The sequence below is a fragment of the Pseudomonadota bacterium genome, from assembly GCA_026388275.1.
In the GTDB taxonomy this organism is placed as follows: Bacteria; Desulfobacterota; Syntrophorhabdia; order Syntrophorhabdales; family Syntrophorhabdaceae; genus JAPLKB01.
The window spans coordinates 23436-43045 of the sequence record JAPLKB010000038.1 but is presented as its reverse complement, the minus strand read 5'-3'; the positions used below and the strand labels follow the sequence as shown (position 1 = coordinate 43045).

General features: G+C 39.9%; 17 protein-coding genes and 1 tRNA gene. 7 read left to right on the top strand and 11 right to left on the bottom strand.

Annotated features, from left to right (window positions below; genetic code table 11):
- Window positions 1–103 precede the first annotated feature (103 nt).
- Window positions 104–1687, top strand: a complete 1584-nt coding sequence (locus NT010_10395; GenBank protein MCX5806458.1) for a GNAT family N-acetyltransferase — start codon at window positions 104–106, stop codon at window positions 1685–1687.
- 230 nt (window positions 1688–1917) lie between these two features.
- On the top strand, window positions 1918–3999 hold the full coding sequence (locus NT010_10390; GenBank protein ID MCX5806457.1) for an acetate--CoA ligase family protein: 2082 nt from the start codon (window positions 1918–1920) through the stop codon (window positions 3997–3999).
- 43 nt (window positions 4000–4042) lie between these two features.
- Here the strand turns inward: NT010_10390 and NT010_10385 are convergent, their stop codons facing one another.
- Window positions 4043–4837: an acyltransferase gene (locus tag NT010_10385; protein MCX5806456.1), complete on the bottom strand. Its 795-nt coding sequence runs from the start codon at window positions 4835–4837 to the stop codon at window positions 4043–4045.
- 102 nt (window positions 4838–4939) lie between these two features.
- Between NT010_10385 and NT010_10380 the strand changes: the two genes are divergently transcribed.
- Window positions 4940–5012, top strand: a tRNA-Phe gene (locus NT010_10380).
- Window positions 5013–5157: 145 nt separating this feature from the next.
- Here the strand turns inward: NT010_10380 and selD are convergent.
- The 9 genes from selD to NT010_10335 form a co-directional block, all read right to left on the bottom strand.
- Window positions 5158–6132: a selenide, water dikinase SelD gene (gene selD / locus NT010_10375; protein MCX5806455.1), complete on the bottom strand. Its 975-nt coding sequence runs from the start codon at window positions 6130–6132 to the stop codon at window positions 5158–5160.
- 75 nt (window positions 6133–6207) lie between these two features.
- On the bottom strand, window positions 6208–6408 hold the full coding sequence (locus tag NT010_10370; GenBank protein MCX5806454.1) for a hypothetical protein: 201 nt from the start codon (window positions 6406–6408) through the stop codon (window positions 6208–6210).
- 291 nt (window positions 6409–6699) lie between these two features.
- Window positions 6700–8514, bottom strand: coding sequence for a hypothetical protein (locus NT010_10365; GenBank protein ID MCX5806453.1), 1815 nt, complete (start codon window positions 8512–8514; stop codon window positions 6700–6702).
- Between the two features lie 118 nt (window positions 8515–8632).
- On the bottom strand, window positions 8633–8920 hold the full coding sequence (locus tag NT010_10360) for a hypothetical protein (protein MCX5806452.1): 288 nt from the start codon (window positions 8918–8920) through the stop codon (window positions 8633–8635).
- A gap of 126 nt (window positions 8921–9046) precedes the next feature.
- Window positions 9047–10066: a cytochrome b N-terminal domain-containing protein gene (locus NT010_10355; GenBank protein MCX5806451.1), complete on the bottom strand. Its 1020-nt coding sequence runs from the start codon at window positions 10064–10066 to the stop codon at window positions 9047–9049.
- Window positions 10047–10517, bottom strand: coding sequence for a Rieske (2Fe-2S) protein (locus tag NT010_10350; protein MCX5806450.1), 471 nt, complete (start codon window positions 10515–10517; stop codon window positions 10047–10049). The genes NT010_10355 and NT010_10350 overlap by 20 nt, the downstream gene beginning before the upstream one ends.
- Entirely contained in the window at window positions 10514–11257 is a 744-nt protein-coding gene (locus NT010_10345) for a succinate dehydrogenase/fumarate reductase iron-sulfur subunit (GenBank protein MCX5806449.1), read from the bottom strand. Before NT010_10345 ends, NT010_10350 begins: the two co-directional genes overlap by 4 nt.
- Window positions 11254–12957 (bottom strand): FAD-binding protein, encoded by a 1704-nt coding sequence (locus NT010_10340; GenBank protein MCX5806448.1) that lies wholly within the window; start codon window positions 12955–12957, stop codon window positions 11254–11256. The genes NT010_10345 and NT010_10340 overlap by 4 nt, the downstream gene beginning before the upstream one ends.
- Before the next feature lie 2 nt (window positions 12958–12959).
- Window positions 12960–13265 (bottom strand): hypothetical protein, encoded by a 306-nt coding sequence (locus tag NT010_10335; protein ID MCX5806447.1) that lies wholly within the window; start codon window positions 13263–13265, stop codon window positions 12960–12962.
- Window positions 13266–13719: 454 nt separating this feature from the next.
- Between NT010_10335 and NT010_10330 the strand changes: the two genes are divergently transcribed.
- The 4 genes from NT010_10330 (at window position 13720) to NT010_10315 (ending at window position 17396) form a co-directional block, all read left to right on the top strand.
- A complete protein-coding gene (locus tag NT010_10330) occupies window positions 13720–15705 on the top strand; it encodes a YjbH domain-containing protein (GenBank protein ID MCX5806446.1) in 1986 nt (661 codons plus the stop codon).
- Between the two features lie 119 nt (window positions 15706–15824).
- Complete coding sequence (locus NT010_10325) at window positions 15825–16145, top strand: hypothetical protein (GenBank protein ID MCX5806445.1); 321 nt, start codon at window positions 15825–15827, stop codon at window positions 16143–16145.
- Between the two features lie 32 nt (window positions 16146–16177).
- Window positions 16178–16708: a hypothetical protein gene (locus NT010_10320; GenBank protein MCX5806444.1), complete on the top strand. Its 531-nt coding sequence runs from the start codon at window positions 16178–16180 to the stop codon at window positions 16706–16708.
- A gap of 208 nt (window positions 16709–16916) precedes the next feature.
- Window positions 16917–17396, top strand: coding sequence for a hypothetical protein (locus NT010_10315; GenBank protein ID MCX5806443.1), 480 nt, complete (start codon window positions 16917–16919; stop codon window positions 17394–17396).
- A 51-nt stretch (window positions 17397–17447) separates the two neighbouring features.
- Here the strand turns inward: NT010_10315 and NT010_10310 are convergent, their stop codons facing one another.
- Window positions 17448–19310 carry a hypothetical protein gene (locus tag NT010_10310; GenBank protein ID MCX5806442.1) on the bottom strand — a complete coding sequence of 621 codons (1863 nt, stop codon included), beginning with the start codon at window positions 19308–19310 and terminating at the stop codon, window positions 17448–17450.
- Between the last annotated feature and the right edge of the window lie 300 nt (window positions 19311–19610).

The following is a 19610-nucleotide window of genomic DNA, read 5'->3' as shown; positions in this document are numbered from 1 at the left end:
CTGAAAAGAGGCCATGGGCGGGCTTTAAAGGGTGCCCATGGACAAGGGTTATAAGATTAGAGCCATGGGTTAATCCATGGCTCTTTTTTTTAGGGTATGAATAATGACTCTCTCTGATCAGATTTTGGAAATACGGGAAAGAATGAAAAAAAGCGGTGTAGGCCTGAAAAGCACCCTGTCTGTCATTGATATGACTTTCGAAGACCAGATAAAAAGGCTTGACGCATCTTCTCCCTATGAAACCTTCAAAGATCTCAGCACATTGATTGACCGGACCGTTCGGGGAGCCAAGATCGAGCGTTTTCTGCCAAGAGATAACAGCAGGCATTTTCACACCCTCGAGATACATACTGAAAATGGAGAAATACTTGGTTATCTCAACATGTTATACATAAAAAGATATGTACCTTGCTACTACCTTATTTATGTTGAAATCATGCCGTCATTTCGGGGATTAGGCCTGGGAAACAAGATTCTCAATGCTTTCATCGAGTTTTTAAAAGAAAGGAAGGCAATCGGGCTTCTGGACAATATTGTTCCCCGTGAGGACGCTGCATATGAGATTTACACCAGACTCGGATGGAAAGCTCTTTCGGATTTTGTCGGAAACGACATAATTAAAGAATGGCAAAATTATATGGTTTTCGTGCCGGAGACTGTTGTATCACACAGCCTCAAGGATCATTTGATCCGGATTCTCTTTAACCTCAAAAAAAAGAAGGCCTTTATTAACATGCATGATAACGAGGATATGGTAAAGAGGACGATTGAGGAGTTTCATGCCGTCTATGAGACTTTGACAAAGCTTTTCAATGAGGAGCTTGAATCAGGGGTTTCAACCCCTCTCATGCGTTTCATGTTTACACGGTTTACAACAAAGTTCCTGGGCTTTCAAAGACGAATAACATCGCTTATCGGTTACACCGGCGGAGAATCTCTCGGGCAGATCTCCTTCCCCGACAATATCAGGAACCTTTCCATCCAGCCTTATTCTCAATGGCAACTTGATGAAGAGGACGCTGGCATATGGGGCGATGAAGGTGCTCTACGAAGTCTGCCGGGCAAATTGAAAGAAGAGCCCACGTATTTTATTGAAAGTCTTCCCTTTTACCGGAGACCTTATTTGTATAATTACCGGGAAAACATGAAGATTTGGCCGCAGCAAGCGTTGAAGATATCCGACCTCCTCAGCCTTGGTTTCGATCCTTCAAGATTGAAAGAATTTCGCCACAAAGGACAAAATTATATATTTGAGAGGATATCCCCCATTTTCTTTTCTTCCATTGTCAGACAAAGAACATTCTTGAGGAAAATCGAGAAATCCCTGTCAGGACTGAGTATCCGCGGGACAACAATCAGGATCAATCCTATTCTCCTCATCTTTCGAGACAGCGGGAATATCTATGTTTTGCGAAAGCAAGTGGAAGGAATACATTCACAGGAGGCCCTTGATCAGATAAAGACAATACCGTATTTAAAGGAAATAAATCGCGGCATCAACATTGATAGTGTTATAGTCAATACAATAAAAGATACAAGAGACTGGCTCAGGAAGAAATTCCATTCAGGTTTCACACAGGAAATAGAAGATTTGACCTACTTTGTTCCGTGGGACATTGAAAATAACCTTTCAAAGGTGCATGTTCATGTTTCCGGCGTTTCTTTGGGTACATTATGGATCGCATAAATATATTAGGGATTGATCATATTTTCATTAAGAAAACGTGGCATAAATCTGATATTCAGATGCCATTTGTTGCATCAGGCAGGACAACTTTTGCTCTTTTTATATTTTTTGGTTTTTTTAGCTGCATAGATCCGCCATAGGCCTTTAGTTTTGTATTACAAGGCCCTGTGCGGATCGACCGTGCAGGGCCTTTTTTTATTTCACTTTTATAATAAAAAGGAGGTTATTCCATGTTAGACGCATTATTCAAACCAAAGGCAGTAGCTGTTATCGGCGCTTCTGCAAAAGAGCTTCACATCGGCAATCAAATCATCAGGAACCTGCTGGAATTCGGGTTTAAGGGGAGCGTTTACCCGATTAACCCCAAGGCCGATGAAATCCGGGGAGTTAAAGCGTACAAATCCATTCTGGATGTGCCTACCGATGTTGACGTGGTACACATGGCCATCCCGGCTTCATTCGTGCCCCAGGCAATTGAGGATTGCGGAAGAAAAGGGGTTAAGATGGTTGTCCTCAATGGAGGAGGCTTTTCAGAGACTGGTTCTATAGGAGCAGCCATAGAAGAGGATTGTATGGCAAGAGCCAAACGAAATGACATAAGGATATTTGGTCCTAACTGCCAGGGCATTATCAATACCGACCCTGAAGTCAGGGCTTACTGTAATTTTACATTCACAAAGCCTGAACCTGGTTCACTTTCCATAGTGGCCTTAAGCGGTGGAGTTGCTTCATTTATACACCAGGCATTTGCCGATATGGGCATTGGAACGAGGATGTATGCATCTAACGGAAATGCCTGCGATGTTTCAATTCCGGAAATTATCAGGTATTTCGGGAAAGATGAGGGGACACGGGTAATTGTGTTATACGTGGAGGGGCTCAAAGAGCCTCGTGCCTTTCTCGAAGTGGCACAGATGACTGCAGAAAAGAAACCTATTCTTGCCATGAAATCAGGTCGCACAGAAGAAGGGGCAAGGGCAGCCTCCTCTCATACAGGGGGCATTGCAAAGCAGGAGATGACCACTGATCTTATTTTTGAAAAGGCAGGTATAATCAGTTTCCGGGATGAAGCAGAGCTATGTCAGGCAGGAGCTGTTTTTGCAACTCAGCCGATTCCCCGTGGGAACAGGGTAGGGGTTATAACAAATACAGGCGGTCCGGCAGTCATTGCCACAGATGTGCTTGCAGCATGCGGCCTTAAGATACCCCATCTTTCAGAAAAAACAATACTCATACTAAAAGACAAACTATTTTCTGAGGCATCGATCAATAATCCTTTAGATGTGCTGGCCACTGCCGAGGCACATCATTTCAGAGCCGCAATAGATTCGATGATGAATGAAGACGGGATTGACAGCATCTATATCAATTTTGTAACAGCGCCCTTTGTTGATCCGGATAGCATTGCCGTAGAGATTGTCGAGGCAAACAGGCAATATAAAAAACCTATCGTGTGCAACCTTATGACAGACAAGAACCAGTGGACCAGAACCGTGAGCATACTCAAAGACGGCGGTGTTCCTATTTATGACTTCCCTGGTGCAGCTGCAAAAGCACTTGCAGCGCTGACGAAATATGCTGAGATTCGCAAGCGTAAGACCGGCAAGGTTGTTCAGTTCAAAGATACGGATAAGATAAAAGTAAAAAATATTATCGGAAAAGCACAGGCTGAGGGACGTAAAATACTATCTGCTGCTGATGTTTATGGAGTTCTGGCTGCCTACAATATACCCGTTGCAGACTGGCAGATAGTGGATAACACTGCTGATGCTGAAAAAATAGCTGCGAAAATAGGATTTCCTGTAGTGGTAAAAATAGATTCTGAGTCTGTTATTCATAAGAGTGATCAGGGCGGCGTAGCAACAAATCTTTGTGATGGACGCTCTGTAAGATCGGCTGTGAAAAAAATGGAAAGAAGGTTTAAGAATATACGGGACATCAGATTTCTTGTCCAGAAATATCTCCCGAAAGGCACAGAGGTCATTGTAGGAGCAAAGGCTGAAGAAGAACTCGGACATCTTATTATGTTCGGCATCGGTGGTATAAATGTCGAAATTACAAGGGATACGGTTTTCAAGCTGTCCCCTGTGACTACCGTGGATGTGCAGGAAATGTTCGCTTCTTTAAAGGCAGCGCCGATAATCAATGGTGCAAGAGGTAAAAAGGCCCTGGATAAAAAGGGGGTTACAGAGATCATTCAACACATATCGCAACTGGTTACCGAAGTGCCGGAAATTCAGGAACTGGATCTTAATCCGGTAATTGTTTATGAGGATCATGTCTGTGTTGTGGATGCCAGAATGATTTTATAGGAGAAACCTTTGATGATGCCGGTAGTGAACCCTGGAATGTCAATCAGGCATTCCGGTACATTCCGGGTCTTCTATCGAGAAAAATATCATTAAAGGGATTCAGAGATTTGTCTCTTGCTTTTTCCAGGACAATGTCCACTATTTCCAGGGACTCTTCATTTTCCGGGGCTTTAGCGTATATAGTGCTGTCCGGTGAAATTATCTGACTTGTGCCGATAAACTTAAATGTTTGCCCTTCCTTCCTGCTCTCTGCACCTATTCTGTTTGCTGTTACAGCGTAAACCCTGTTCTCCAGACATCGGGTAGGCATAGCGTTGGGACAGTATGGCAAAACAAGATTGGACGGATGTGCCACCATTTCTGCACCTTTGAGTGCAAGAGTCCTCATTGATTCAGGGAATATCCAGTCAAAGCAGATCATAATGCCGATCTGGCCTATGGCTGTATTAAAGACATCGAAACCGGTATCACCGGGGGTGAACCAGAGCTTCTCCTCGAAAAAGAGATGTGTTTTACGATAGACCCCGATATATCCTTCAGGTCCGGTCAGAATGGCCGAATTGAAAAATTTCTCTCCATGTTTTTCCGGAAGCCCTGCTACAATATACATGCCCTTGCTGCGGGATAGCCCGGCCAGCATTTCTGTAGTATAACCATGAGGTATTTGTTCTGAAAGTCGGTCAACTTCATCATGCGAGACGAATTGATAGCCGGTGGCAAAAAGTTCCGGCAGCACAATAAGGTCAGCATTAACATCCTTGAGGATATTTAAGACCTTTTCAATGTTTCTCTCTTTTTCCCCGAAAACAGGCTCGAACTGGTAAAACCCGGCTCTCATAGTATAAGATCATAACATCATAACGGTTCTGCAACAAGTCCCAAATTAAAGGTACTAATATCTTGACATACGGCAAGGAGTTATGTTTTAAATAAAAACAATGCCGAGGTAGCTCAGTCGGTAGAGCAGGGGACTGAAAATCCCCGTGTCAGCGGTTCAATTCCGTTCCTCGGCATTTTCTTTATATAAAAGCTACCATAAGTTACAGATCGTGCCAACAATAAAAATATAGAGTTCATTGTACTTGCCATAGGACAGCCCGACATTTATACTTATCTTAATGGAAAATATGGGGTTATATGATTGAAGGTTGATCGGTATCAGATAAGCAGGATTTTTCCTTTTGGTTCGCCTGTAAACCGGCCTATAATCCAGTAATCCAATTTTATATTTACAGCTGTTTCTTCAAATTTACGGATATCCTCGGGATGTATTGCCATTAACAACCCTCCCGATGTTTGAGGATCAAACAAAATGTCATACAGAAAGCCTTCGTTATTGCCTGTTACATGTTCTTTGTAATAATCCCTGTTCCTGTATAAGCCGCCTGGGACAAAACCTGATTGCGAAAGCTCTGCAGCCTCCTGAAAATAGGGGATTTTATCAGCAAACAGTTCCACTCCTGTATTCTCTTTGATCATCTCCTTCAGGTGTCCGGCAAGACCAAAGCCTGTTACGTCAGTTGCTGCATGGGTCCGGACAGACAACATTGCTTCGGATGCCTTTTTATTTAAAGCAGCCATTACATTGATGAGATTTTGTATTGAATCCTCACTTAAGGCATTGCCTTTAATGCCTGTGTTAAGGATGCCAGTACCGAGTGGTTTTGTGATTACAAGGCAATCTCCGGGTATTGCGCCTTCATTCTTTATAATTTTATCCGGGTGTATTATACCTGTAACTGAAAGACCGTATTTTGTTTCAACATCATCAACGCTGTGGCCACCCAGAAGGCTTGCGCCTGACTCCCGTACTTTATCAATACCACCCCGCAGTATTTCTTTCAGGACGCTTATATCGAACTGTTTCAGAGAAAAGCAGACCATATTCAACGCTGTCTTCGGTATTGCGCCCATTGCGTAAATATCACTCATAGCGTTTGCAGCCGCAATCTGTCCAAACCAGTACGGGTCGTTGACTATGGGAGTAAAGAAGTCTATTGTCTGGACAATAGCAATATCGTCAGTGATTTTATAGACCCCTGCGTCTTCGAAACCTTCAATACCTACAAGGACATTGTTGTCCTCCGGTATCTCAATTCCGCATAATATGTTTGCAAGGTCCGCCGGACCTATCTTTGAAGCTCAGCCAGCTCCGCGGACATATTTGGTCAGTTCAACATTCATGTTAAATTATTCCTTTGATCCCTGTTAACTGATTGCCTTAAAGCCCAAGCCGGTTGTATGCTCCGGCCGTTCCGCATCCAGTTTTTCTATGCCTGCGTAATAACAACAATTCCCGCTTCTGAGATTATTATCAAAGACCCTTATCTTTCCGTCCTGAAAATTGATTCTGACGTAACAAAAGCCTCCCGGCAAATCGGACATCCTCTCTTCTGAAACGATACCCATACCCCACCTTAAAAATTTTTTATGGTATACCCGATCACCTACTTTGAGATACAGGAAACGGTCTCTTCCCATAATCTTTCTTATAACATATCTTAAAAGCAGTGGAAAGTGAATAAACCGCTATTGGCTGAAGCCAATAGTTTTCTACAGGTTTTTTGACCTTGTCGAGTAAAAAGGCTTTTGCAGTACGCTAAATAGTATATACGGTGTGCGAGAGGGGGAGGCCGGAGCACCCGCTTCGCGGGTCGTGCTTTGCCGGTTAAGGGGCGATGCAAGGCACGGTAATTTGAATCAAAGGTTTTCCATTTTTATGATTATAGCCCCTGCCTTCAGTTCTATATTATATTTTTTTGATTTCTGCAGCTCAATAAGCAGGTCTTTTTCAATGTTTTCCGCACATACAATAAACTTTCCTTCAGGTTTCAAATATCTCATTCCACTTTTTATATATGCTTTTGTTATTTCATTAATAGGGGGCTCATCTTCCCATATATAGTTGAAGGACGGCTGAACATATATAAAATCGAAAGAGTTTTGAAGAAGTAAGGGAAATTCTATTTCAAAATGAAAAAAACCGTTCTTTTTTGCTATGTCCTTTGATTCAATGAACCAGTTCTTTTTTCTAAAGGTTTCCCACGCAGATTCCGAACTGTCAAGACCGAAGAGCATATCCTGTACATTTCTGTTTTCAATAGATTTGCTGAAATATGTGGATGTTATGACATCAAGCGTATCCCTAATTCTTTCCCGGTATATGTTCAATTTAATCTCAATTTCCTTTTTTACTTCTGCGTCTTCTTTTATTTTGTCAGAAAGGATAAAATATAGCTTATATTTATCTCTGAAATCTTGTATGATTTCCCCCGGGCTTCTGCTGAATAAGTTCATTTGATTTTTTAAATCTGAAAAATCTGGCAGGTCTTTGATCGATATCCCTATAAGTGGGTTGCCAGATTTAAAGTGCCCGGCTGTTGTATCGAAACGGTTTTTTAATATATTTTGAAAAATATCGAGCGATATATGAGATCTTTCAACGCCGTACATTACGTTATTTAAAATGTAACTTTTTAGTGCGTACTCATCTTCCCATTCTGCAACAAATGTATTTTTTTCTTTGTATGGGAGTACAAATGATAAATAAGCCATTTCCTCAAGAACTCTGGTTGCAACTGCACCGAATCCTGGCGTCATATCGAGTATTTTTAGGGAAAGAACGTCTTCCTTGGTATACTTTTGGTTGTTGTCCAGCAATATCTCCTCAACATTAAATCCGGCGTGATATTCATTTTTTACAAACAGATAAGAGAAGACTTCCGGTGTATCGTATTCATTGATTATGTCGGGTTTTTCATGTATTTTGTTTCCCGTTATCTTTCCTTCACTATGTTTTTCATTTAAATATGTTTCTGTTGACGGTAGTGCCTGGTCAGGGAAGAATTCTTTGTAAATATCAGTGATTTTGGTATATATCTCTGTCTTTTTTTTGATTCCCAGAAGCGAACTTCTCGCAAAATCTTTTTTCTCATTCAGAAATTTTATTTGTTTATCTCTTTCATTCTTCAGCAAATCAGGAATGGTTTTGTTGAGTCCATTTAAAGAAAATATATGGTAAAAAAGGTGCAGTATTTCATCGTTTCCTTCGAAAGATGTTTGCTCAATATCTATTTCGATGAGTTTTATTTCAAAATTTATTGATCTTCTAATGAGAATCCAGTTTCTACCGTTTGTAAGAATGCCCCAGGGGGTTTTTATCTTCTTTAAAATGTAGATAAGCTGATATATTGGTATTTTGTTTTCAAATTCAAGGTAGAATCCGCTTATCCCTTTATTTAGGGTTCTCCCGTATCTTTTTAACAACAGTATACCGAGAGCATTGTCGTAATATTCTTTTGTGCCCCAAAGCGGCGATGTTGCAACCCTGTTTTCTTCGGCAGTAAAGAGCGCCATATCAGGACCTTTTATGCTGTTCTCATAGAATTTAGGCTTTGATTCGTAGGCATAACCGAATAGTTTGAGGATAGGCTTTATGAGGTGTATTTCTGTATGGATTTCACTGGCGAACTTTTTTATGTTCTCAAATTTTGCGAGTATTTCCGACAGGGACAAATATATACCTGTTTCTCCAGGCAGAGATAGGATGTTTTTGATTCCTGCTTCAGATATAAGAGTATTTCTTAAAATAGAAGGATGCATATTTTCAAAGATGATAATAGATTACTATCTTTTAGTCAAGGGTGGGGATATCTTTTTCTTCCTTGTCAATACCCATCTTTTGAATTCTTTCGATCTCTCTGAGCTTCATTTTTATGATTATGATTAGCCCGATAATAGCAACCCAGAAAATGGCCAGTGTTTGATATATGATAAATCTGTCGTATGGTGCAGCAGGGAACATTTCTACCTTGTCCTGAGAACAGAGAGGAGTCGTATGCAAAAAAATGAGAACGAGCAAAGCAATTATTTTAATAATTGTGCGTGCCATATTGCTAATTACGGATATTATTTTTAGCACCTGTCCTCCTAAAAAAACTATGTTCTGAACCCTGTACGAGCAAGATTAGAGAACTTCTTTTGAGTAAATTGACCCTGTTTCATTAAAGTTACTCAGTAACAAATCGCCCCTGAGGGGCGTGTTTAGCTAACTCAGAAAGCCCATGACTGTCATGACAATAAAATAAAGTGTATATGCAATTCCAATCCAGGTAAATACTGTATTTCTTATGCCCTGCACTGCTCTTTTGTCAAAGAATGGTATGAGAAATAAGAAAAAAATTCCACAGGAAATAATGGTAACTGCGATCATCTCGCCGTTCAATCCCAGAATTTCTCCTGGGAAGAGTTTTAAAGTCTGAAACAGGAACAGAAAGTACCATTCGGGTTTAATGTTTTCTGGTGCAGGCGCAAGGGGATCTGCATTTTTGCCTATTTCCGGAGGGAAAAGTGTTGCCAGAGTTACGACTATTCCCAATACTATAAGACAGATTATAAGATATTTATAGAACCTATAAGGAAAGAAGGGCGTTTGCTTTGTTCTTTTTTTGAGAGAAAACGGCATACTTGTTACGCGATATTGAACGAGAAGTATATGTATGCATATTAATAAAATTGCGATAATTGGAAGGATAGATACATGGAATGCATGAAAACGAGTCAAAGTCTCACCGGTTACGTCAATTCCTCCTCTTAAAAAGGATTTGATAAAAACCCCTGCAATAGGGATACTACCGGCTCCGCCTGTTGCAACCTTCACTGCTGCAAAGGCCCTTTCATCCCATACCAAAAGGTAGCCGCTTAAACCGAAAAAGATAGATATACCAAGAAGAATAAAGCCCGAAAGCCACAATAAATGTTTTGGTCTTCTGTAAGATTTTAAGAGCAGTATGCTGAATGTATGTATAAACAGGGCTGCCATAATCAATTGAGCTCCCCAATGATGTATCGAACGGAAGAAACACCCCATATTTAATTTTGTAACAATGTCCAGGATGCTTTTATGTGCCTGCTCAAAATAGGGTATGTAATAGAATGACAGAACCATTCCGGTTATAAACTGAATAATAAAAAGGAACAAGGCGATGCCGCCTGTTTTCTTTTTAGCAAAAACCTCGATCTCTTTACACAAATCTTTAAACCTGTTTTTAACCCTTTGATAACTCAACCTTTGTCCCCTTTCTAAAAACGATGATACTTTTACCTTCAGTTCTGATATTAAAAAATTCAAGTGGTTTTGGCGGAGGCCCTTTGATATTTTTGCCATTTTCGTCATACCAGCCTTCATGACATGCGCAATAGAATTTCCTGTCTTCCTGCTTATATGTGATATTGCATTCCATATGTGTGCACAAACCCTTCAGGGCTGTTGTAGCCCCGTCTGCCTTTTTAAAAAAAAGCCCGACCTTCCCTCCCCATGCAAATGGTTTTACTGAGTTTGGCGGTATATCTAAGAAGTCATTGGCGTTGAGCACCACGAAATCAGGTTCTTTTCCGAGGGTGGGAAAGGCAAACTTTATAAGCGCATAGATAACCCCTGAAAAGAAGGCGATGAACCATCCGCCAAGGAGAGTATTGAGAAATGTCCTTCGTGTCAATAATGAATAATCAATCCTCATTTTATTGTCATCCCGAAAATCTTTTTTGCCTTGTACTTCAAAAGTGTTTTTCTTAAACCCACAATAGAGTCTATGGGTCTTACATCTTTCGGACATGCATCGATACAGCGAAGCATTGTATCACATCCCCATACTCCTTTTTCATTGTTTATTCCTTCGAGGGATTGCAGTGGCCTTTCGTCTCTGGAGTCGAGAATAAACCGTTCGATCTTTGCAAGGGCAGCAGGACCCATATAATCAGGGTCTCTTGAAAGTACCGGACATGCCCCATAACAAGATGCACATAGGATGCAATTAACATTCTGGTCTATACGTTTCCTTTCGTCTTCGCTTTGATGTATCTCTTTTTCCGGTTCAGAACTTTTTCTTATTATATATGGGTTAACCTTTTCGTACATATTCCAGAAAGGGGTCATGTCAACAACAAGGTCTTTGATAATATCTAGATTTGGGAGGGGTTCAAGAATAATTGTGCTGTCGCCGAAGGAAGCAACCTGGGACCTGCAGGAAAGATCAATCTTGCCGTTGATTACCATCGCGCAGGAGCCGCAGACCGCTGATCTGCATGACGATCTGAATGAAAGCGTGCCGTCAATTTCGTCCCTGATGCGCAAAAGTGTCATGAGCACAGTAAGACCGGATATAACCTTAATGCGGTACGAACTAAAATGAGGCCGGACTTCAGGCTGTTTCATATCATATCGGAGAATTTTGAATGTATATTCGTTGGCAGTAATCAATACTTCCTCTCCATGGGCGGATAGTTTGTAATTACGACGTCCTTATAAGAAATTACCGGTTCTCCGTTTGAGCCGATTCTTGCAACAGTGTGCTTAAGCCAGTCAGTATCATTCCTTGTGCTGAAGTCCTTCCTGAAATGGGCGCCCCTGCTTTCTTCCCTTAGATAGGCGGCCACGGCAATTGTGTGGGCTACTTCGATCATGTATTCAAGCTCTATGGCATTAAGAAGTTCATAATTCATATGCATTGTTGTGGAGGAAACGTGGATGTTCCTGAATCTTTCCTTAATTTTTTCAATATCACTTAGCGCCTGTTCGAGCCCTGTTTTTTCTCTGAATATGCCAACACAGTCACTCATTGTTTTGCTTAAATCAAAAAGGATCTTGTATGGTTTTTCATTTCCTCCATGTATCAATTTGTATATTTTCTCTTCCATCTCTTCATTTTTACTTATGAGGAGCTTTCTATCAGGTTTTATATTGTTGTCCCGGATATATTCATCAATGGCAGAACATGCCAGCTTTCCGAAAACTATTGTATCGAGAAGCGAATTGCCACCAAGCCTGTTTGCACCGTGTACACTTACACAGGCGCACTCTCCGGCAGCGTAAAATCCTGATATATTGGTTTCGCATTTCTCGTTTGTGTCTATGCCACCCATGGAGTAGTGTTGACAGGGCATGATAGGGATCGGCTCAAGTATCGGATCAAGTCCTATAAAATCAATGCATATGTTGCGGATGCCGGGCAGCTTTTCAAGTATTTTCCTGGAACCGAGGTGTCTCAAATCAAGATTGATGTATTTGCCCAAAGGGTGCTCGAACCCCCGGCCTTCGTCTATCTCTGTCTGTATACTTCTTGAAACAATATCGCGTGGCGCAAGCTCCATGGCATTTGGTACATAACGTGTCATAAACCTCTCACCATCTTTATTGATGAGGTAGCCGCCTTCGCCCCTGGCTGCTTCTGTTATAAGGATATTGGTGCCGATAAGGGCAGTAGGATGAAACTGGACAAATTCCATATCCTTTATGGGCACACCGGCCTTATAAGCAATGCCGATGCCGCTTCCAGTGTTAATCAGGGCATTGGTGGAATGGAGATAGACCCTGCCGTAACCGCCTGTAGCAAACAGAATTGTTTTAGCGAGTATAGGCACAATTTTACCGTTTTTAAGGTCTAAAGCAATAACACCGTGGCAAACATTGTTGTCTGTAACAAGAGCCAGGACAAACCATTCGGAATAGGCTTTTATCCCTTTAGCCGTTGCTCTTTCGTTGAGTGTATTGAGCAGAACATGACCTGTTAAGTCTGCCGAATAACAGGTACGAGGGTAACCTGCCCCACCGAAAGGTCTTTGTGCAATTGAGCCGTCAGAAAATCTGCTGAAGGGGCAACCCCAGTGTTCCATTTCATAAACGACTTTTATTGCTTCTCTGCACATGATTTCCACAGCTTTTTGGTCTGCAAGGTAATCACTACCCTTTATTGTGTCAAAGGCATGTTTTTCCCAGGTATCGTCTTTACCGTCCGGATTATTTGCAAGGGCAGCGTTGATGCCGCCCTGTGCTGCGATAGAATGTGACCTGACAGGGTGTACCTTGGACAAAACCCCTACATTATATATGTCGCAGAGACCCACTGCTGTGCGGAGTCCGGCAAGACCTCCACCAATGATGAGGACATCATAAGAAAGCATCATTATGAGATTATACTATATAGATAAATAAGGGCCAGCGAAATGACTGTTGCTGCAATATTAGATAACCGGAACAGCTGTTTTTCCTTCTTGTATCCAAAATCCAAAACTATTGTCCTTAAACCGTATATGCTGTGAAAGGTAAAAAGTATGAGTATTAATACATCAATCACAGGCTGACGGTGGAGACTGAGTGCCCAGTCAGGTTTTTTGTCTTTTGTGAAGAGAAAGAAGCCGGTTAGTATTTTTACGCCGAAAAGTATTATAAGAGATACACCGCTGATTCTGTGAAAAAGCCATATAAACATGCTCCATTACATATCAATTGAAATTCTTTTTTGTCAAGGGAATTCAACGAAATATTTACAGAACTTTTATGAAATATCTTGACTTTTGCAAATGAAGAAACGAATAATAATTACGATAAATCTGTATAAACTGAATAAAACAAGAATATCTGGTAAGAGAGAGTATTTGGAAGAAAATCCCTGAAAAGGTTAAACCTGTTTGCCTGGCTGAGGGAGATAAAGAACAGCGCCCAGTTAATTCATCCTGGCTATCAGTTCAGATGTGGAAAAGGCCCTTATATAAACGGACAAATAGAAGACAATTGGTAAATAAATATTAAAAGAACTTTATTCTTAGATTTCAAAAAAATGGCTGAAAAAAGTGCTGAAAACAAAGAACACAAATAGGTTTTCTCTTTTCATAAGTATAGCCTCTCTTTTTTGTGTTCTTCTTTTTTGTATCCCAAACTTTTGCATGGCTTCAATCGAACCATTCAGCGGACCTTCCAACATTGGTATAACAGGTCTTATGGAGACCCCTACTGCAAGAGTGCTGGAGGAAAATAAATTCAGGGCAGGGGCAGGGCAGGTAGATCCGTACAGATATTATTATATTACTGTGAGCCCATTCAAAAATATTGAGATAAATGGCCGTGTTACCGAGGTTACTGGCATTAAAGCGCTTCAGTCAGGTTACGGCAACTATAAAGATAAAGCAATTGATATGAAATATAAATTGCTTGAAGAAGGCAAATACAGTCCCGCTGTTTCTATCGGTATTATGGATCCTCATGGAACCAGGGTCTATGCATCGCAATATCTTGTTGCAAGCAAACAAATATACCCCTTTGATTTCACACTTGGGTTCGGCAACGGAAGATTCGGGAAAAGACCGCTCATATCTTCTGAGGAAGGTTTTAGAGTTGAAATGTTTCAAGATCCAAGGGGGTGGCTTAAGGACTCACAATTTTTCTGGGGCCTTCAGTTTGCGCCTTCGGAGAAATTTGCTCTTATGATGGAATATAGCCCGATAAGGTATGAAAAACAGATTCAGGATCCTGCCCGGGCGAAATATTTTAATGAACCTGTGAAATCAAATTTCAATTATGGTTTGAGGCTAAAACCTTGGAAGTGGGCGGATATTGATTTAAGTTATCAAAGAGGCGATCAGTTTGGTGTGAATCTTTCTGTGGCATTTGATATCGGGCAACCGATGATCCCTGTATATGATCATCCATACAGAGAAAAAAAGGGAGACAGGACAGCCACATTACACAAACGTTTAGTTAAAGCGTTGCATGAGTCAGGGTTCAGTAACATCGGTATTGATGAGCAGGGGTATGATCTTTTTATAGAAGCCCAAAACGACAGGTATTATTACAGCACAAGGGCAATGGGCGTAATTCTTAATATTGTCAATGATATAATGCCTTTGAATATTCAAAAAGTAAGTGTTGTACTTACTGATAATCTGATCCCTATAATCAGGTTTACAACAACAAGACTTGATATAACTGAATTATTCGAAGAAAAGATTACCCCAGGCGAGTTTTTTCATTTATCAAAGATAAATACAGATGTTGTTGAATTGCCGGATGTTAAACAAGAGCAAAGGAAATACTTTGATTTTGGTTTTAAACCAGCTTTCAGAACGTTCCTGAACGACCCGTCAGGTTTTTTTAAATACAGACTTGGTGCTGAACTATGGGGTAGCTATACTCCCTGGAAAGGTGGTTTATTTATTGCTGGTCTTGAAGGTTTTCCTATAAACACTGTTTCTACATCCAATGAACCTTCGTCTGAGCCTATTAGGACAGATATTGTGCCCTATCAGAAAAAGAAGGTATCACTTGGCAATTTAATGTATAACCATATTTACAAAACAGAATACGATATTTATGCAAAACTCGCTGTAGGTTTATTGGAAATTCAATATGCAGGATTAGACGGCGAGGTTGCTATGCCGCTTGAAAGAGGCAGGGTTCTGTTAGGTGTAAGCGGTAGCATAGTGAAGAAAAGGGATGTCGATAATATATTTCAAATGAGCAGCCTTTATACTGGTACGTACTATACGGTTTTTTTGAACACAAGGTTGAATATGCCTGAAATTGAAACTTCAGTAGATGTTAAGGCAGGCAGGTTTCTTGCAGGAGACAAAGGAGCGAGGGTCACTGTTTCTAAATTTATTAAAGGGGTTGTGTTATCAGGATGGTATAGTTGGACGGATACCTCAATATTTAAAGACAGCTTTAACAGGGGATATCATGACAAAGGTGTGATGCTGACATTTCCTCTAAGGTTATTTAAAGGCTCTGACAGCAAAACAACTTTCAATTATGCAATATCGCCCTGGACAAGGGATGTCGCCCAGGATATTTACCATCATACGGTATTGTTTGATCTTTTTGGCAGGAACACAAACATTTATCTTGACAAGGATAAAACTATTTTATATAAATGACAATAGTATTTTTGAGTCTTTACAGCTAACATAGATGGGTATGCTTAAAAAAGAGAAATGCACTACTAATCAATATTTTTTAGAAATATAAATACTAAAAGCCAAAGAGAGGTTTGATTATGAGATTAAGAAATGTTTTTAATTTGGCAGTTTTATTTTTGTTAATTATGTGTCTTACTATACCTTCTATGACATTCGCACAGGCTGAAGGCGGTGCAGGAGCAGGTGCAGGCGGTGCAGGAGCAGGTGCAGGCGGTGCAGGTGCGGCAGGCGGTGCAGGTGCGGCAGGTGCAGGTGCAGGTGCAGGTGCAGGTGCAGCGGCAGGTCTTGGGGCTGGAACTGTAGCTGGAATGGCAGCTGGTGCAGCAGCAGTAGCAGCGGGAGTAGCAGCTGCAACTTCCGGCGGCGGTTCTTCTACGCCAACAACAGTACATCATTAATTATAAATTTACAAAAAAGGCTGGAAAAACCAATGTTTTTCCAGCCTTTTTTATTTTTTATTAGCATGAAAATAAAATATATAGTTATTTTTGTATTCTTATCAACGTTGTTGTTTAAGCCTTGTCTTTATGCAGGGACGTTGTTTGACAGCAATGTTGAATCTGCTCTTTCTTCTGCAGAATCATTGTTCAAAATGATGAAAAGCGGAAACTACCCCAAAATCTGGTCGTTACTGACCCAGAAATCGAAAGATGTGATTATAGATGATGTCTATAAAGAAGAGAAAGGTGCAGGAGTGGTGCACTTAAAGGAAAATATAAATAGTGATTTTAATAATGGTGGTAACTTGTCAAAAGAATACTGGAAAAGTTTCCTTGAAAATTTTAACCCAGATACGGCTTTAGAACATAGTAAATGGGATACAGGCAAATTTGAGAAAGACAAGGGTGAAATAATAATCAAATACAGAAAAGCTGAAAACCCTGCCGTTTTGATGATGTTTAAAGAAGACGGAAAGTGGAAGGTAGGTCTTGTTGAAACTTTCTGGACAAGAAAGAAATAGATCATGAAATTTGAAATGCAGAAAACATCTGACGGATAGAAATGTAAAGTCAACAGCAATATAAGAGCATTGTAAAGAAATTTATTGATAGAATGAAAAGAGCTTTAGTTGTCATAAATAAAAAAAGCAACAAAAAGCCAAAGTATTTCTGCCGGATTTCAAAGGAAAGTTTGAATATTGCAGATAAAATGAAACATAAAGGTGAGATATGAGTGATTATGAAGATGAAAAGCCTGACTGGCGGGAGATTGACAGAAGAAAGGACAGCAGCAGACAGTATGGAAGACAGGAAGTTGCATATAAAAAAGATATCCCGAAAGATCGATGGAATGTTGCCAGAAGAAAGGAAGCACTGGACAGGCTATTTATGGGAGAGAAGGGGACAATTGAGCATGAAAAATTATTTAATAAAATTCATAAATCCTACGGTTCAGGTAGTTTTCTTGTAAATTTGAAAAAATATATTGAAAAATATGATATGCCTGATGATGCACCAACTCTCATACTCATTCTTGATACAAAAGAGCAGGACATTGTTTTTAAAGCATTCGATAAAATAAAAACTATTTACAGTGGGCTATCTCCAAGACAAAAAGAGGATATAAGAAGAAAACTGTCTATCATGAAATTGACCGACAGATCGGCTGAAGTAAGGGAAAAAGCAGAAGATATATTACAGATGTTATAATAGAATCTCCGGGTATTTATGCAAGTAAGCTGATTTTAAGCGGCTCTAAGACTAAAAAAGCTCTACATTTGTTCCGAGAGCGTTCCCGGTTTCTGTGTCGCTGTTTGAAATAGGCATTTTATTTGGTGTATTTTCCGGTCTGTGTTTATTCGATGCCATATATGATTTATGAATGTGTCGCTCGCTGTGCATTGTGTAATTAATTTCAAGATTTTTTAATGCCTCAATTTTATCGTGGTTATCTATCTCAGGTAGCATCTCACGTATCTGTGAAATTATAGAGTCGAGTACGGACTTAGCACTTTCAACTTTTTCTATAAATGTTTTCTGAACGGTCATATCTAAGGCTGCTCTTTCAATGTCATGGGCAAGCTTTTTCCCGTCATTTTCAATTTTATTAAGGTGTGGTTTTATTGTATTGTTTGTGGAGTTAAGTCTATCGAGCAGTCCATTCAGGTTCTTTAACAGGATATTTGTTTCGGCCTCCTGTTCATCCGTATTAAAATTAGCATTATTATGCAATTCTTCAACTGTTGCTACAATCTTTTTCAATTCCTCAGATATTTCCATTTTCTGGATACTGGCATCTACTGATAGATTCTGTATAGCTTCTGCGATGATGCCTAAAGGGGCTCCTTCTGATCCGGTATGTGCCGCTTTTATACGAGCATTTACAGCGATAAGCTGTATCTCTGAACTTATCTCTTCAATGTCATTCATGTATCTCGAAATATCATTTATTGTTTTTGTAAGACCTTCAATTGTTAATGATAATTCATACATGGCATTTTTAATTTCTTTAATCGATGAAATGGCTGATAAGACCCCGTACTCGATCTTTGTAAAAAACGAAGACGATGATTCATCTCCGCTGCCCGTTATATTTTGTACATTCTTGTGCATAACGATAATATTGCCTGCTATATCTTTTAGGTTGTTTATAATACTATTTACTGCAGTTGTAAATTTATCCTCTGCGTCAATAATTTGTATTTTTTGAAGTTCGCAGATTGTGTATGTATCCAGGATAGTTTTTTTGAAATTACCGTTTTCGGATAAGCCAAGAGAGTTCTTATCTTCAGAAAGAGCATTGTGTTTTGAATAAATAACGTCAAATGCTTCTTTTATATGTTCCAATTGCTGGCGTGTAATATCATGAAACTGCATGGAAGATACAATCTCTCCTATTTTGCTTGTGATTGTCTCCAACTCATCGGAAATATGACTGGCTGTGATGACCGATGATTTATTTTTTTCTGCAAGTGAGACAATGGTAGCTTCCGTGTTTTGAAGGACAGATTGTGCCTTGCCCTTTTGTTGTGTTTCAAGACTGATAACGCTGGAAAGTGTCTGTTTAACGTCAGCCTCCAATGAACCTGCGCTACCGAGTATTTCGGCAAACCTTGAATTAATCAGAACTGACAATTTTTCAACGTCATCCGCTATAGTAAGAAAACCATTGTTATCGCTACGAAGCTGCGAACTTTCTATTTTTGTAGAAATACCCAATATTTTCAAAGTTTTCACAATTTTTTTAAAACCGCTTATAGGCTTATAAATATTCCCTATAATATTAAGGATGCTTTGCAAGGTTATGATCCCTTGACTGAATTCTTCTTCGGTTTGTACTATATAAATCTGCATGTTGTTGAGAAGTTCCCGTAGCCCCTCAATAACATTCACAGCCTCTTCACCGGACATGGAATTTACCAGAGAAGAGGACAGTTCAGAAATAACCGTTGCGCGATTATAGAAATCCTGTAAATTGCTCCCTACAGATAAAAACTCATTTTCAGTAGAAGCTGCCAAGGCGTAAAGATCATTCCCGGTTTCCTGCAGTTGGTTGTCCCATTTAAAAAGCCGGCTAAAGTTTTCGCCAAGAGACTGATCGATTAGCGGGTTATTATTCGACATATCTTAATCTTAAACTTTGTCTGTTTTTTTGTTTTTTAAAAAGCTTAAAATCCAATACGGACATCATATTGCAATTATCGCAGTTTTGCTGATTTAGTTTAGACTTATTCTAATAAAATTTTAACATCATGAAATTACTATGGATAAATCCGGCACTTTTATTTTGTGTAAAAAAGTGGGCATACAATCCCATAAAAACAGCCAACTATCTTTTTTAATGATGGGAATATGTGCCTGGAGTAGCCCCCGTTTTAGGCGGACACTCATACAACCAAAAAGAAGTACAACCGGAAGAACTAA